The sequence below is a fragment of the Paraburkholderia phytofirmans PsJN genome, from assembly GCF_000020125.1.
In the GTDB taxonomy this organism is placed as follows: Bacteria; Pseudomonadota; Gammaproteobacteria; order Burkholderiales; family Burkholderiaceae; genus Paraburkholderia; species Paraburkholderia phytofirmans.
Window position 1 is genome coordinate 2,566,195 of sequence record NC_010681.1, and the last position, 13,823, is coordinate 2,580,017.

The window sequence follows — 13,823 nt, forward strand, 5'->3', positions numbered from 1 at the left end:
GCGGTCTTGCGGTTTTGCGAGCCGCGCGGTGCTTTCGGGCCTTTTCGGGCTTTTCTGTCGTCAGGCCGCGGCCGCGACGGACGGCGCTTGCGCGGCTTCCAACGCGTCGAGTTCGGCGCGGCTCGGCAACCCTTCCGAATCGCCGATCACCTGAATCGCAAGCGCACCGATGCGGTTGCCGCGCGCCACCGCTTGCGGCAGCGACTTGCCTTCGAGCAAAGCGCTGACCACGCCGACGGCGAAACCATCGCCCGCGCCGACCGTGTCCACGACTTTCGCAACCGGCTGACCGGCGATCATGGCGGCATCGTCGGCGGTGCGAAAGTACGCGCCCTGCGCGCCCAACTTGATGATCACGCCGCGCGCGCCCTGCTCCAGATAGAACTTCGCGATGTCATCCGGCTGCGTGTAGCCGGTCAGAATCTCGCCTTCGCCGATACCGGGCAGCACCCAGTCGGCCAGCGCGGCGAGCGCATTCAGACCTTCGACCATCGCGGCGCGCGACGGCCACAGCGTCGGACGCAGGTTCGGGTCGAACGAAATCGTCTTGCCAGCGGCACGCATTTCGCGCGCCAGGTGAAACGCGAGTTCGCGCGAGCTCGCCGAAATCGCGGGGGCCACGCCGGTCAGATGCAGGTGACGCGCTTGCAGGACGTAGTCGGCCGCATAGTCAGCCAGCGAGAGATGGCTCGCCGCCGAACCCTTGCGGAAATACTCGATCGCCGGGTCGCTGCCGTCGTCGTTTTTCGACTTGAGCTGGAAGCCGGTCGGGTAGCGCTCGTCGGTCGTGACACAGCCCTGGTCGATGCCCTCTTTCGTCAACGTGTCGCGCACGTACTGGCCGAAAGAATCGTTGCCGACGCGACTCATCCAGCCGACCTTGAAGCCGAGGCGCGACAAACCGATCGCCACGTTCAGATCGGCGCCGGCGACGCGCTTCGTGAACTGACCGACACCCGCGAGCGGGCCGGTTTCGGCGGCCACAAACATGGCCATCGCTTCACCGTAGGTGATGACATCGAGTGATGTGGTTGTCTTGCTCATGCTTTGCTCCTGCGGATCCTTTTTGCTGCGTGTTTTGCGTGTTTTGCGTGGGTGGTTGTCGCTTACGATATGCAGCGCGAGGTTGGCAGCGTGTCGTTTGGGCCTACCGCTTAGCGCACGCCGTTCATGCTTTCCGTTTGCGCTTTCCGTTTGCTTTGCGTCTGCCGCTTGCCGTTCGCTACTTTCCGTTAGCTGCCTTCCGTTTGCCGCTTCCCACGCCGCTTTCCATTGCTGCGGCCCGTTTGCCGCGTGCTTGTTGCCGCGTGCTTTTCTCGGTGCCGCTTCTATCTCTCAGGTTCCACATGCCGCTCACGCGGCGGCCAGCCACGCGACGTAATGCGCCGCGTCCGCATCCGTACGGCTCGTATCGAACGGAAACTCGATGCCGCGCGGCACATGACGCGGCAATTTGTCGAGGACGGCTGCAAACTGCGCGTCGTCGGCGGCCGGGGCGGCGGGAAAGCGTCGTGTGCCCTCACCCACCGTAGTCTTGCAATGGATGTAGTCCACATGCGCGGCCAGCGGCGCGGCTGCGTCGAGCGGCATTACCTCGCGCCAGGCCCAGTTGCCGATGTCGAAGGTCATGCCGAGCACATCGGCGTGGCCCTCGCGCGCCAACGCGTCGAACAGGCCGGTGAACTGCGCGAGCGAACCACCCTCGGCCAACTGCCCGTTTTCGACGACGAGGCGCAGTTCCGCGCAGCGCATGTGATCGGCGATCACGGCGGCATTGGCGTCGGTGGCGAAACCGCCGAGTTGCAGCTTCACGAACCGCGCGCCGAGCGCGAGCGCTTCTTCGATCGAGAGACGCAACGCTTCGGCGTCGAGCTTGCCCTGCGCCGTGTACAGCGAAGCCGGCGTGGAATACACGGACCACAAGCCCAATTCCGCGATTTGCCCGCCGAGTTCGCGCAGTTTGTGCGGCGCGGCGTCGCTTTCGTTGGCGAACAGTTCGCGGCGCACTTCGAAACCCGCCGCGCCGGCCTGTTTGCTCGCTTGCGCCCACTTCAGATGACCGTCCGTGCGGACCGCGTCCATCCCGAATGCGCTTGCGACGATCACCACGTCCACTGCATCAGCCATGTCGAATTTACTCAAACCTGTCTCATGATCGGCATTTGGAACCGGTTCCAAATGCACTTCCAAAAAAAGCGCCGAGGCGCTTTCGTTGCCCGAATAGTGCGCCGAGGGCGCCGTCATGCACCATAGTGGAAATCCCCAGGCGCGGGCTGGCACGGTGTGGGAGTTGCGGGAGGGATTGGTCAATTTGGCGGCTCTCGACCGGGAAAATTTATCCGGCGGTTAGCAGCTCTAACAGCACCAGCGCCGACCTGCGGCGCAAGCCGCGGCGCCACTCTCTACCGTCTCGGGCTGCACGCCAGACCGCGACGCGTTTTACGCAAAACCACCCGCACGCGGCGCGCCGATTGCCGGCGCCGAAGACTCAGAGCTCGTCCGCGAGACACAACGCGAGAAACTGCTCCACCACCCGCGACGGCGCGCTCGCATGCGGCACCAGAATCGACAGGCGCCGCGTGAGCGGCTCCGGGCTGAGCGACAGCAGACACAGCGCGCGGTCCTCATGGCGCATCGACATGGCCGACACAAAGCCGATGCCCATGCCCGCGCGCACCGCTTCCTTCACGCCTTCGACGCCCGCGATCTCCAGCGCCACGCGCATCGGCACGCCGGCCCGCGCGAACGCCCGCTCGACGATCTGCCGCACGCCCGAGCCCGCCTCGCGCAACACCAGCGGATATTCGCCGAAAGCCGCGAGCCCCGCCTGGCCGCCCTGGCCCACCTCCGCCGATTGCGCCGACAGCGCCAACTCCGCCAACGGATGCGTGCGCGGCATGATCGCGACGATCTCGTCTTCGCGCCACGAGTGCACCGCGGTGTCCGGCGGCAGATCCACGCCGACCGGCCCCTCGATCATCGCGATGTCCACCGAATCGAGCGCGCCGACGATCTCCGTGGTGTTGCCGTCCGCCGTATGCAGCGTCACGTCCGGATAGCGGCGATGGAAGTCGGCGATCAGATACGGCAGCAGGTAGCTCGCGGGCGTGGTGCTCGCCCCGATCCGCAACGTGCCCTGCTCCAGGCCGCGCAAGGCGTCGCGGTACGCATGCGCCTGCCGCCAGGTGTCGCGCAGGCGCGTGGCATAGCTGGCGAGCTGCTCGCCCGCCGGCGTGAGCCGCACGCCGCGGCCGTCACGCTGATACAGCGGCTCGCCGAATTCGTCCTGCAACTGCCGAAGTTGACCGGACACGGCGGGCTGCGACAAATGCAGCGCCACCGCCGCCCGGCTGATGTTGCGATGCTCGGCGACGGCAGCGAAAGTTATAAGTTGATCCGGGGTCATGGAGGTCAAAGTATCGGCTGAGACGATACCTTACATTCTAAATCACGATTTTTCATATCGATATCTCTAATTTAGGATTAGCCCCATAGAATCTTCGTCAGTTACAGAAAAGGGCTGCTCCATGTCCACCGCTCATCTCACCGCCGCGAGTACCCCGCACGCCGGGTCTTCCACCCGAGGGCAGCTCAACGGCGTCCTGTTCGTCGCGCTGTTTGCCGCTGCCGTCACGCGCATCGCCGCGATTCCCGCCATTGCCGGATTGGGCTTGAGCCCGCTGATCGTCGGCATCGTCGCCGGCGCCATTTACGGCAACGCGCTGCGCGACGGCATGCCCGCCAGCTGGGCGGCTGGCGTCAATTTTTCGGCGCGCAAGTTGCTGCGCATCGCCGTGGCCTTCTTCGGGCTGCGCGTCAGCCTGCAGGAAATCGCTCAGGTCGGCGTGCCGGGCCTCGCGGAATCGGTTCTGATCGTGGTCAGCACGCTCGTGATCGGCACGTGGGCCGGCATGAAAATCATGAAGCTCGATCGCGACACCGCCTTGCTGACGGCCGCGGGCAGCGCGATCTGCGGCGCCGCCGCCGTGCTCGCCTTCGAATCGACGCTGCAATCGAAGCCGCATAAAAGCGCGATGGCCGTAGGCAGCGTCGTGCTGTTCGGCACGCTCTCAATGTTCCTTTACCCCGTTCTCTTCAAGGCAGGCTGGCTGCATCTGGACACCGTCGGCGCGGGCCTGTTTTTCGGCGGCACGATCCACGAAGTGGCGCAGGTGGTCGGCGCGGCCAGCAACGTGAGCCCGGAAGCGACGCACATTGCCACCATCGTGAAGATGACCCGCGTGATGTTGCTGGTGCCGGTGCTGCTGGTGGTCGGCATGTGGGTGAACCGTTCGGCGCGGCGCGATTCGGCCGCGGCCGGCGCGCAGGACGGCGCCCACGGCAGCGCGCCGCGCAAGCTGGCGATTCCCTGGTTCGCGCTCGGCTTTCTCGCCTTCGTCGTGATCAACTCGCTGCATGTGCTGCCGGAAGCCGCGACCAGCACGCTCAACACGCTGGACACCTTCGCGCTGACCATGGCCATGACCGCGCTCGGCATCGAAACGCGTATTGCGCAGATCCGTCAGGCCGGCCCCCGCGCGCTGACTACCGGTTTCATCCTGTATGTGTGGCTGATTGCCGGCGGGCTCGGAATTACATGGACTGTCCAGCACCTGTTCGGCTAAGCCGCCCTCGCCTTCAAACCCACCCCGCCGCGCGCGGGGTTTCGCGCATTCTGGAGACCCAATCTGCCCGCTCGCGCGGCATACTGGTCGCTGGCGTTGTCAGCTCATGCAGCATGCTTATGCGGCCCGCTCCCGCGCTCCGCTTGGCGCGCCGTCTTCGCGTCTGTGTCAATGCAACCGGAATGAGGATCGATCGATGAGCGTGGAACTTTACTACTGGGACGGCCTGCAAGGCCGCGGCGAATTCGTGCGGCTCGCGCTGGAAGAAGCCGGCGCCGACTACGTGGAAGTGGCGCGCGGCGAAGCATCGGAAGGCCTCGGCACCAAGACGATGATGTCGGTGATGAAGAGCAAGGACGAGCCGTATCCGCCGTTCGCGCCGCCGTTTCTTAAAGACGGCGACCTGGTGATCGCGCAGACCGCCAACATCCTGTTCTATCTCGGCCCGCGGCTGAACCTCGCGCCCTCGGTGGAGAGCCTGCGCTATGTGGCCAACGGCCTGCAACTGACCATCGCGGACATGGTCACCGAGGCGCACGACACGCATCACCCGCTCGCCAGCGCGCTGTACTACGAAGACCAGAAAGACGCCGCCAAGGTACGCGCGCACGACTTCATCGACAACCGCATTCCGAAGTTCATGTCGTACTTCGAGCGCGTGCTCAAACAGAATCCGGCCGGCGATCAGTTCATGGTGGGCGACGCGCTCACTTACGTCGACCTGTCGATGTTCCAGCTGATCGACGGCCTCTTGTACGCGTTTCCCCGCGCACTCAAGCGTTTCGGCGAACACTACCCGCGGCTCGCCGCCCTGCACGACGCGGTGATCGAGCGACCGAACATCGCTGCGTATCTGCAGTCCGAGCGGCGCATCGAACACAACGAGGCCTGCATCTTCCGGCACTACCCGGAACTCGACAAGGCGGCGGCTTGAGCTGCGCCTTCTTCCCGCGTTCGCTCGACGTTTCGCGCCCGCCGTCCAAAGCGGGCGCGATGCTGTTACCGTGCGCGCTGTTCAACCTACTTTCACGACCCGTACCGTCGACGTGCTTTCATTCCTGCTGAAGCTGCGCACCCGCGCCCAAAATCTGTTCCGTCTCTCCGACGCCCACACGATGCTGATCTGGTCGGTCGTAGTCGGCGTCGCGGGCGCCTTCGCGACCATTGCCTTTCGCGAAGCCATCGCGCTGCTGCAATTCGCGATCGTCGGCAAGTCCGGCAGTTTCGTCGAAATGGCGCGCGGCCTGCCGTGGACCGTGAGGATCTGGCTGCCCGCGGCAGGCGGCCTGATCGCAGGCTTCCTTCTGCTGATCGCGCGGCGTTACGAGGACAAATGCAATCACATCGACTACATGGAAGCGGTCGCGATCGGCGACGGCGTGGTGCCGGTCAAGCTGAGCATGTGGCGCAGCGTGTCGTCGCTGTTCACGATTTCGAGCGGCGGGTCGATTGGCCGCGAAGGTCCGATGGTGCAACTCGCGGCGCTCGCCGGTTCGCTGATCGGACGCTGGGTGCATTTCGATCCGCCGCGGCTGCGCCTGCTGGTGGCCTGCGGCGCGGCGGCCGGGATCACCTCCGCGTACAGCGCGCCGATCGCGGGCGCGTTTTTCGTCACCGAGATCGTGCTCGGCTCGATCGCGATGGAGAGCTTCGGGCCCGTGGTGGTGTCGGCGGTGGTCGCCAACATCACGATGCGTGAATTCGCCGGCTACAAGCCGCCGTACGAAATGCCGGTGTTTCCGCCGGTGGCCGGCCTGGAGGTGCTGCTGTTCGTCGCGCTCGGCGCGCTGTGCGGCGCGGCCGCGCCGCAGTTTCTGCGGCTCCTCGACCTGTCGAAGCAAAGCTTTCGCAAGTTGCCGGTGCCGCTGCCCGTGAGGCTCGCGCTCGGCGGCCTGGTGGTCGGCATTCTGTCGGTCTGGACGCCCGAGGTGTGGGGCAACGGCTACAGCGTCGTCAACGCGATCCTGCATTCGCCGTGGACGTGGACCGCGCTCGTCCTCGTGCTGGTGTTCAAGATCGTCGCCACGGCGGCTACGGCGGGCTCCGGCGCGGTCGGCGGGGTGTTCACGCCGACGCTGTTCGTCGGCGCGGTAGTCGGCTCGCTGTTCGGCCAGGGCATGCACGCGCTGTGGCCGCACGGCACGTCGGCACCGTTCGCGTACGCGATGGTCGGCATGGGCGCGTTTCTGGCGGGCGCGACCCAGGCGCCGCTGATGGCGATCCTGATGATCTTCGAGATGACGCTCAGCTATCAGGTCGTGCTGCCGCTGATGCTCTCGTGCGTGGTCGCCTATTTCGTGTCGCGCGCGATCGGCAAGAACTCCATGTACGAAATCACGCTGCGCCGCAATCACGAGGAACAGGAGCGCTCGCGACTGCGCGCCACGCAGATGCGCGAGCTGATCCGCCCCGCCGAAACCGTCGTGCCGCCCAACGCCACCGTGCACGACATGACACGCGTGTTCCTCGAATATCCGGTGAAGTATCTCTACGTGGCGAACGAGTCCGGCGCGTTTCTGGGCGTCGTCGCTTTGAAGGACATCACGTCGGATCTGCTCGACGGCAGCGACACCTCCGCGAAGACCGCGGCGAACTATTTGCAGCCGCATTTCGACGTGCTCACGCCGGACATGCCGCTCGGCGTCGCCTTGCAGCACTTTCTCGCGTTTCAGGGCGAGCGCCTGCCGGTGGTCGAGAGCGCCGCGCACCCCACGCTCGCCGGCGTGGTCTACAAAACCTCGCTGCTCGACGCCTATTTCCGCATGAATCCGACGCGTTAGGCGCCACGCTCAATTCGCCTCCAGGCCGAGCCCGCGGTCTGTTTGGGGCCCGTGCAAAGCGCGGCAAATTCTCTACAATGGACAGACCGCTGCGGGTTACGCCGACAGCGCGCGTTACGCCAGAACGGGCGCACCGAGACGCCCGTCCTTCGATCGGAGCGAAGATGAGCGAACCGTCCCTCGATGCCGTGCGCCGCGACCAGGCAGGCTGGATTTTCCTGCATATCGAGGGCGAACCGTACGATCGCGGCGAGCAACACGGCCAGTTGCTCGCCAATGAAATCCGCAACGCGATCCACACCGCCCGCTACCTCGCGAAATGGGACACCGGCGAAGATTTCGACACCTTCGTCAACGCCGCGGTCTCGCAGTTCGCCAACAAACTCGACACCGAATTCGCCGACGAAATCCAGGGCATCGCCGACGGCGCGAAGCTGCCGTTCGCCGAAGTGCTGGCGTGGAACGGCTACATGGATCTGCTGCAAAGCTGGTGGCCGGCCCACGCGTCGCAGAAGCAGCCGAACCTCGGCGTGAAGCCGTGGCGCGGACGGCGCGGCCACCACTGCAGCGCGTTCATCGCCACCGGCCGCGCAACGCGCGACGGCCGCATCGTGATGGCGCACAACTCATGGGATCGCTACGCTGCCGGCGACGCGTTCAACGTGATCTTCGACATCGTGCCCGACGAGGGCAACCGCATCCTCATGCAAGGCTTGCCCGGCTGCATTTCCAGTCTCACGGATTTCTGGGTCACTGCCGCCGGGTTGATGGTGACGGAAACCACCATCTCCAACTTCGCGGGCTACAACGCAGCGGGCGCGCCCGAGTTCTACCGCTCGCGGCGCGCGTCGCAGTACGCGAACAGCATCGGCGAATGGTGCGAAATGTTTGCGATCGCCAATAACGGCGGCTATGCGAACAGCTGGTTGCTGGGCGACGCCAAGACCGGCGAGATCGCGCGCTACGAACTCGGCCTGCACTTCTCCGGTTTCGAGAGCACCAAAGACGGTTTTTATAGCGGCTATAACACCGCCACCGACCTGAAGATCCGCAACCAGGAATGCCTCGGCGAAGGCGAAGACTATACGGACGTGCGCAAGAACGGCGCGCGGCGCCTGCGCTTCATGCAGCTCGAGGAAATGCATCGCGGCAAGATCGACGTGGAACTGGCCAAGGAGATGATCGCGGATCATCACGACGTCTATCTCGACCGTAACGACAACCCATGCTCGCGCACCATCTGCGGGCATCTGGAACTGGACGACGCGCGCTTCGGCGGTACCGATCACGGGCCGTTCAATCCGTGGGGTGCCAACGACGGCAAAGTGGTCGACAGTGAAATGGCGCGCGAGATGGCGTTCAGCGCACGCTGGGGCCACCCTTGCGGGCGGCCGTTCGACGCGCAGGCGTTCATGAAGCGGCATCCGCAGTGGAACTGGCTGAACGGCTATATGCGCGATCGGCCTTCGTGGCCATGGACGCGCTTCGACGTGCTGCGTTGAAGCGCACCTGCCGCACTGCAACATCGCCGGCGCACGACCGTTCGCAATGACGCTGCTGCGCTGTTGCCGCGTTTCTGCCATCATCTGAAATCGACAATACGGTTTTGCCGCAAACATGCGCGCTCAGAAGAATTTGCGCGCATAAGATGGAAGATGCGTGTTAGCGGCCGGTCGCAATACCTCGGCCCCACCGCGCGGAGCATGCGCCGTCCTTTCGACGCGGGGACGGCACAGCGCTTGCTCAACTGTCAGCGCCGCATGAGCTTAGGAGGTCGGGATGAAAACCTCGACACTGTTGACCATGGTGACCCTGTCAGCCTCGTGTTTCGCCGCGCCGGTTCACACCGCACCGGACAGCACGAACGCCAATAGTCTCGCCGAACGTGCCAACGCAGCACCCGTCGCCCCGGCGGCGCCGGATGTTGCCGCCACGGACAATAGTCCGCAACAATGGCAACATATCGCGCTGCCCAAGTCGCGGCATCTCGATCGAAGCTTCAGCGGGCAGAACGAGCATTTGCAGACCTGACGCCGGCATGTACGCAAGTGCGCGCCGCTTGTACGCCTGAGACTTCGCAGCCCTGCATCGGCGACGATGGCGAGCGCGCCTGTGCACTTTCTCAAGCGGAATGCGGCGAACAACGCGGCCTCCGACGTTTCGCTCAGCGGCAATTCAGCGGCAACACCCACGTCCTCATCACCTCCAACCGTAATAACAGGAGCGTTTGCATGACCGCATCGGCTATTCCCGGCGAATCGATCGACCTGCAGATCAGCGATCTTCTGAGCGAAGTCCAGTTTCCGACCTACAAGGACGCGCTAGTCGACGCCGCGCGCGAAGCCGGCGCGAGCAACGAAGTACTGTCGATGCTCGACGGCCTGCCAGAACAGGATTACGCCGACGTGGCCTCCGTGACGCGCTACATCAGCGGCAATTTCGGCCCGGGGCTCGGCGGATGAGCGGAGAACCGGCTCCGTCGCTGCCGCGTTCCCAGCCGTTTTCCCCTTCGCACACGCTGTCGTCTGCCCAGAACAAGCGCGGTTCCGACTGGATCTATCGCTCGCCGCAAACGGGCGGCGCGAGCGGCATCGAACGGATCGAGGCGTTCTTTCATCAGGCCGGCTACGCGATGCATCGCCACGATACTTATGCGATCGGCCGTACGCTGTCCGGCGTGCAGAGTTTTCGCTATCGCGGCAGCACCCGCAACAGCTTGCCGGGCGGCACGATGGTGCTGCATCCCGACGAACCGCACGACGGCCAGGCCGGCACCGGCGACGGTTTCCACTACCGCATGATCTATGTCGATCCGGCGTTGTTCCAGCAGGCGCTCGGCGGCAAGCCGCTGCCGTTTCTGGAAGGCGGGCTGTCGAACGATCCGCGCCTGTTCGCCGCCACGCAAAGCCTGCTGCGCGCGATGGACAGCGCTATCGATCCGCTCGAACAGGACAGCGCGCTCTACGATCTGGCCGTCGCGCTCGACACCGTGGCAGGCGCACCGGATACACCGCGTCCGGTGGATTACCGCGCGTCGACGCTGGCGCGAGACTACCTGCTGGCGTCGCTCGATCGCGCCGTCACGCTCGATGAACTCGCTGCCGCGGCGGGCCGCGACCGTTGGAGTCTGTCGCGGGATTTTCGCGCACTGTTCGGCACCAGCCCGCATCGCTATCTGACCATGCGGCGACTCGATCTCGTGCGGCAACTGGTGCTCAAGGGCGTGTCGCTCGCCGACGCCTCGGCGGCGAGCGGCTTCGCCGATCAGAGCCACATGACGCGGCACTTCAAGCACGCCTGGGGCGTCGCACCAGCGCAGTGGCTGAAGATGCTCGGCTCGCCTTCGGCCGGCGCGCGCTGAGCGAACGCGCGCCTGAACGCGCCGCGCCGGAGAAGCGCGCACAAACGTTCAAGACCCGCATCCCGCTTGCGCCGTACGCTCCTGCCTGACACAACCGCTCAGGAGGAGCACTGCGATGTCCGACGCTCAGGTCACTCAACGGCCGTATCAGGCCATTAATTTCGCGCAGAAACTGGGGCTCTTCAACGACCAGTGGCAAGCACGCGTGGTCGCCGAAATGAACGACTATCAGTTCAAGCTCGTGCGAATCGAAGGGGACTTCATCTGGCACGAGCACGCCGACACCGATGAGACGTTCATCGTGCTGGAGGGGCAATTGCGCATCGACATGCGCGATGGTTTCGTGCTGATTTCAGCGGGGGAAATGTTCGTGGTGCCGAAGGGCATCGAGCACAAGCCGTACGCCGAACGTGAAGTGAAGCTGCTGCTGATCGAGCCGCGCGGCGTGAAGAATACCGGCGAGGAAATCAGCGAACGGACGGCGGCGAACGACGTCTGGATTTGAGTGAGTTGAGTTGCCGGCGCGGCTTTGCGGCCGTGCCTGAAGGCGAAGCGCGTCACGTGGAAACGGACCGCAAAGAGCACGTTCCAACGCCGCGCTTTCCCGCTTCGATATCCGCTCGCACCCGCCATCAAAACGGCGACGAAGCCGCGATCCGCGAGCGCGCGGCTTTGTGCAAGGGACGCGCTGCGTCGGCCGTCAATTCCGGTACGGGCAGGTCGTCGTCCATGCCCGCTGCAACCTCCGCCGCCCCGTTCCCGGAACGCACCGGCATCACAGCACGCGGATCGCGTGTCTGCTGCCCCGGCTGCTGAAAATACTCGACGAGGTGATCGATGAACGTGCGCACCTTCGCCGGCAAATGCAGGCGGCTCGGATAGGCGATCGTGACTTCGATCTGCGGCAAACGATACTCGCGCAGCAGCGGCACCAGCCGCCCGGACGCGAGGTCGCGGCCGATCAGATAGCTCGGCAGCATCGCCACGCCCATGCCCCGCAGCGCAAACTGCCTGAGCATCTCCGTGTTGTTCGCGACGATCGCATTCGTCGGACGCACGCGGACTTCGCCGTCCGGTCCGGTGAACACGCGCTCCTCGCCGCCCTGCTCGGACGGCCGGCTTAGACAAGGATGCGAGAGCAGATGCTCGGGCCGCGTGGGCGTGCCGTGCTGCGCCAGATAAGCGGGCGTCGCGCACACCGTCATGTAGCCGGTCGTGAGCCGTCGCGTGACGATGCTCGCGCTGCGCATGTGCCGCGCCACGAAAATGCCGACGTCGAAGCCCTCTTCCACCAGATCGACATGGCGATCCGCGAGCGTGACGTCTGGCACCACATCCGGATAACGCGCGGCATAAGACTGCACCACCGGGGCAAGGCTGTGCAGCCCGAACACCACCGGCGCGACGATGCGCAAGGTGCCGACCGGCTCGTGATTGCGCGCCACCACCATCTGCTCCACGCCTTCCAGGTCGTCGAGAATGTGGCGCACGCGCTCCAGATAGGTCGTGCCGGACTCGGTCAGCGACAGCCGGCGCGTGGTGCGATTGAGCAGGCGCGTGCCGAGGCGCGCTTCGAGGTCGGCAACGTGGCGCGTGACGACCGCCGTGGAAAGATCCAGCGCGCCTGCCGCGCCGACGAAACTGCCGAGGTCGGCCACTTTGACGAATACACGCATCGACTGCAATTGGTTCATGGGACGACTCCTGCCTCGGTAAAGCCGGGCCGGCGCACCCCGCGCGCCTGTGTCGACCCGCGCGGCAAGGCGCGCGCGGATTTGCCCAACGATCCGATTGTATCGACCCGATCATGTCCCAACCCTGACCCGAACATGACAATCCGGACAGGTTTCCGAGACGCTCACGCCACGCTCGTGGGCTGCGCTTCTGAGCTGAACAAGCGCTTGATGGCGAGCATTATTGCGGATTTCGAGTAGGTATAAACCCTAGTATTCTGGTAACATGGCGTCCGAAAGAAATCAATCGCATTCAATCCGCCATGACACACCGTTTTCAGCTTCTCGAAAAAATCGCGTTCTCGCTGGTCTGCTGGTCCGCCGCGGCCTGCTCGGCATTCATCGCTTATGAGCGCTGCCCGGACATCAAGGTGGTCCTGCACGTGGGCGAAGAAGTGTTGCGCTACAGCGGTCAGTATTCGTACGCATGCGCCACGCCGGTTGCCGACGCCTGCACCCAGTTGCCCACCAACTGATCGCGCGCGCCACCGCGCTTACGCATCGCGCCCGAACACCACGCGCGCGAAAAATCCCGCCAGCACCGCTTCAACTCTCTCCGCCGGCACGTTCTGCGGGTCGACCGTGTAGAAGAACTGCAAGCCGTCGCACAAGCTCATCAGGCCGATCGCCAGCGTCTCCGGCGGCATCAGCATTGGCGTGCCGACCCGCGCCGAAAACTCGCGAATGTATACGCCCAATTGCTCGAGCTTGTCGTGCATGAACGCGTTAAAGCGAATCCGGAAACGGCCGTCGCGCACCGCGAGCAGCTTCGCCTCAGCCCACAGCAAGAAGCACTTATTCTCGCGATGCAGGTTGCTGTAATAGCGCAGCACGCGCTCCTCCATTTCCTCACGCGATGCCGCGTTCGCGAAAATAGCCTGCAGCCCTGCCTGCATGACCTCGTGGTCGCGCCGCAATAGTTCGAGAAACAACTCGCTCTTGCTGCCGAAATTCGAATAGAACGCGCCACGCGTATATCCCGCCGCCGCAGCGATGTCTTCGACACTCGCTGCGACAAACCCTTTCTTCATAAAAATTGCTTGCGCAGCGTCGAGCAGACGCTCGCGCGTCTGGTCCTTGCTCTGCTCGCGTGTCAGTCGTTGCCGTTTCATGGCCGCAAGTCTAGCACTGAAAAGAATTCGAATTCACTCCAACATTCAGATACAGGTGTGTATTAGAATGCACTTCGTCATTCCGAATCAGTCGCGTATGCCAATTGCATGAAACGGCCGGCGCGTCTTCGCTGGCGGGCCGCTGCGGCTTGCCCTGTTCGTTCGCTGTCTCCAGTTGGGGTAATTGTGAAGCGTCCCGGTCTTCCCGCATC

The 13,823-nt window shown here is 64.5% G+C and carries 14 protein-coding genes; 9 read left to right on the forward strand and 5 right to left on the reverse strand.

Annotation, left to right across the window (positions count from 1 at the left end):
• Nucleotides 1–60 precede the first annotated feature (60 nt).
• The 3 genes from BPHYT_RS11300 to BPHYT_RS11310 all read right to left on the reverse strand — a co-directional run bounded on the left by BPHYT_RS11300 (nt 61) and on the right by BPHYT_RS11310 (nt 3,406).
• Nucleotides 61–1,044, reverse strand: coding sequence for a sugar kinase (locus BPHYT_RS11300; protein WP_012433275.1), 984 nt, complete (start codon nt 1,042–1,044; stop codon nt 61–63).
• Nucleotides 1,045–1,353: 309 nt separating this feature from the next.
• Nucleotides 1,354–2,127 carry an apurinic/apyrimidinic endonuclease family protein gene (locus tag BPHYT_RS11305; RefSeq protein ID WP_041758986.1) on the reverse strand — a complete coding sequence of 258 codons (774 nt, stop codon included), beginning with the start codon at nt 2,125–2,127 and terminating at the stop codon, nt 1,354–1,356.
• 361 nt (nt 2,128–2,488) lie between these two features.
• A complete protein-coding gene (locus tag BPHYT_RS11310; protein WP_012433277.1) occupies nt 2,489–3,406 on the reverse strand; it encodes a LysR family transcriptional regulator in 918 nt (305 codons plus the stop codon).
• Nucleotides 3,407–3,527: 121 nt separating this feature from the next.
• Here BPHYT_RS11310 and BPHYT_RS11315 point away from each other — a divergent pair, with 121 nt between their 5' ends.
• The 8 genes from BPHYT_RS11315 to BPHYT_RS11350 all read left to right on the forward strand — a co-directional run bounded on the left by BPHYT_RS11315 (nt 3,528) and on the right by BPHYT_RS11350 (nt 11,271).
• Nucleotides 3,528–4,625 carry a YeiH family protein gene (locus BPHYT_RS11315; RefSeq protein WP_012433278.1) on the forward strand — a complete coding sequence of 366 codons (1,098 nt, stop codon included), beginning with the start codon at nt 3,528–3,530 and terminating at the stop codon, nt 4,623–4,625.
• A gap of 196 nt (nt 4,626–4,821) precedes the next feature.
• Nucleotides 4,822–5,559 carry a glutathione S-transferase gene (locus BPHYT_RS11320; protein WP_012433279.1) on the forward strand — a complete coding sequence of 246 codons (738 nt, stop codon included), beginning with the start codon at nt 4,822–4,824 and terminating at the stop codon, nt 5,557–5,559.
• A gap of 112 nt (nt 5,560–5,671) precedes the next feature.
• Complete coding sequence (locus BPHYT_RS11325; RefSeq protein ID WP_041758444.1) at nt 5,672–7,405, forward strand: ClcB-like voltage-gated chloride channel protein; 1,734 nt, start codon at nt 5,672–5,674, stop codon at nt 7,403–7,405.
• 164 nt (nt 7,406–7,569) lie between these two features.
• Nucleotides 7,570–8,907, forward strand: coding sequence for a C45 family autoproteolytic acyltransferase/hydolase (locus BPHYT_RS11330; RefSeq protein ID WP_012433281.1), 1,338 nt, complete (start codon nt 7,570–7,572; stop codon nt 8,905–8,907).
• Nucleotides 8,908–9,184: 277 nt separating this feature from the next.
• Nucleotides 9,185–9,436: a hypothetical protein gene (locus BPHYT_RS11335; protein WP_012433282.1), complete on the forward strand. Its 252-nt coding sequence runs from the start codon at nt 9,185–9,187 to the stop codon at nt 9,434–9,436.
• Between the two features lie 200 nt (nt 9,437–9,636).
• Nucleotides 9,637–9,867 carry a DUF2795 domain-containing protein gene (locus BPHYT_RS11340; protein ID WP_012433283.1) on the forward strand — a complete coding sequence of 77 codons (231 nt, stop codon included), beginning with the start codon at nt 9,637–9,639 and terminating at the stop codon, nt 9,865–9,867.
• The gene (locus BPHYT_RS11345; protein WP_012433284.1) at nt 9,864–10,766 is read left to right on the forward strand and encodes an AraC family transcriptional regulator; all 903 of its coding nucleotides are present in this window, start codon (nt 9,864–9,866) and stop codon (nt 10,764–10,766) included. Before BPHYT_RS11340 ends, BPHYT_RS11345 begins: the two co-directional genes overlap by 4 nt.
• A gap of 115 nt (nt 10,767–10,881) precedes the next feature.
• Complete coding sequence (locus BPHYT_RS11350; RefSeq protein ID WP_012433285.1) at nt 10,882–11,271, forward strand: cupin domain-containing protein; 390 nt, start codon at nt 10,882–10,884, stop codon at nt 11,269–11,271.
• 127 nt (nt 11,272–11,398) lie between these two features.
• Here BPHYT_RS11350 and BPHYT_RS11355 read toward each other — a convergent pair whose 3' ends face one another.
• Nucleotides 11,399–12,460: a LysR family transcriptional regulator gene (locus BPHYT_RS11355; RefSeq protein ID WP_012433286.1), complete on the reverse strand. Its 1,062-nt coding sequence runs from the start codon at nt 12,458–12,460 to the stop codon at nt 11,399–11,401.
• A gap of 302 nt (nt 12,461–12,762) precedes the next feature.
• Here BPHYT_RS11355 and BPHYT_RS11360 point away from each other — a divergent pair, with 302 nt between their 5' ends.
• The gene (locus BPHYT_RS11360; protein WP_012433287.1) at nt 12,763–12,975 is read left to right on the forward strand and encodes a hypothetical protein; all 213 of its coding nucleotides are present in this window, start codon (nt 12,763–12,765) and stop codon (nt 12,973–12,975) included.
• A gap of 18 nt (nt 12,976–12,993) precedes the next feature.
• Here the strand turns inward: BPHYT_RS11360 and BPHYT_RS11365 are convergent, their stop codons facing one another.
• The gene (locus BPHYT_RS11365; protein WP_012433288.1) at nt 12,994–13,611 is read right to left on the reverse strand and encodes a TetR/AcrR family transcriptional regulator; all 618 of its coding nucleotides are present in this window, start codon (nt 13,609–13,611) and stop codon (nt 12,994–12,996) included.
• Nucleotides 13,612–13,823: the final 212 nt, after the last annotated feature.

What these genes read in the sequence shown, in the direction of transcription:
- BPHYT_RS11360 (WP_012433287.1), top strand. Translation starts at nt 12,763, where the DNA reads ATGACACACCGTTTTCAGCTTCTCGAAAAAATCGCGTTCTCGCTGGTC.
- BPHYT_RS11365 (WP_012433288.1), bottom strand. Translation starts at nt 13,611, where the DNA reads ATGAAACGGCAACGACTGACACGCGAGCAGAGCAAGGACCAGACGCGC.
- BPHYT_RS11340 (WP_012433283.1), top strand. Translation starts at nt 9,637, where the DNA reads ATGACCGCATCGGCTATTCCCGGCGAATCGATCGACCTGCAGATCAGC.
- BPHYT_RS11345 (WP_012433284.1), top strand. Translation starts at nt 9,864, where the DNA reads ATGAGCGGAGAACCGGCTCCGTCGCTGCCGCGTTCCCAGCCGTTTTCC.
- BPHYT_RS11330 (WP_012433281.1), top strand. Translation starts at nt 7,570, where the DNA reads ATGAGCGAACCGTCCCTCGATGCCGTGCGCCGCGACCAGGCAGGCTGG.
- BPHYT_RS11350 (WP_012433285.1), top strand. Translation starts at nt 10,882, where the DNA reads ATGTCCGACGCTCAGGTCACTCAACGGCCGTATCAGGCCATTAATTTC.
- BPHYT_RS11310 (WP_012433277.1), bottom strand. Translation starts at nt 3,406, where the DNA reads ATGACCCCGGATCAACTTATAACTTTCGCTGCCGTCGCCGAGCATCGC.
- BPHYT_RS11315 (WP_012433278.1), top strand. Translation starts at nt 3,528, where the DNA reads ATGTCCACCGCTCATCTCACCGCCGCGAGTACCCCGCACGCCGGGTCT.
- BPHYT_RS11300 (WP_012433275.1), bottom strand. Translation starts at nt 1,044, where the DNA reads ATGAGCAAGACAACCACATCACTCGATGTCATCACCTACGGTGAAGCG.
- BPHYT_RS11320 (WP_012433279.1), top strand. Translation starts at nt 4,822, where the DNA reads ATGAGCGTGGAACTTTACTACTGGGACGGCCTGCAAGGCCGCGGCGAA.
- BPHYT_RS11305 (WP_041758986.1), bottom strand. Translation starts at nt 2,127, where the DNA reads ATGGCTGATGCAGTGGACGTGGTGATCGTCGCAAGCGCATTCGGGATG.
- BPHYT_RS11335 (WP_012433282.1), top strand. Translation starts at nt 9,185, where the DNA reads ATGAAAACCTCGACACTGTTGACCATGGTGACCCTGTCAGCCTCGTGT.
- BPHYT_RS11355 (WP_012433286.1), bottom strand. Translation starts at nt 12,460, where the DNA reads ATGAACCAATTGCAGTCGATGCGTGTATTCGTCAAAGTGGCCGACCTC.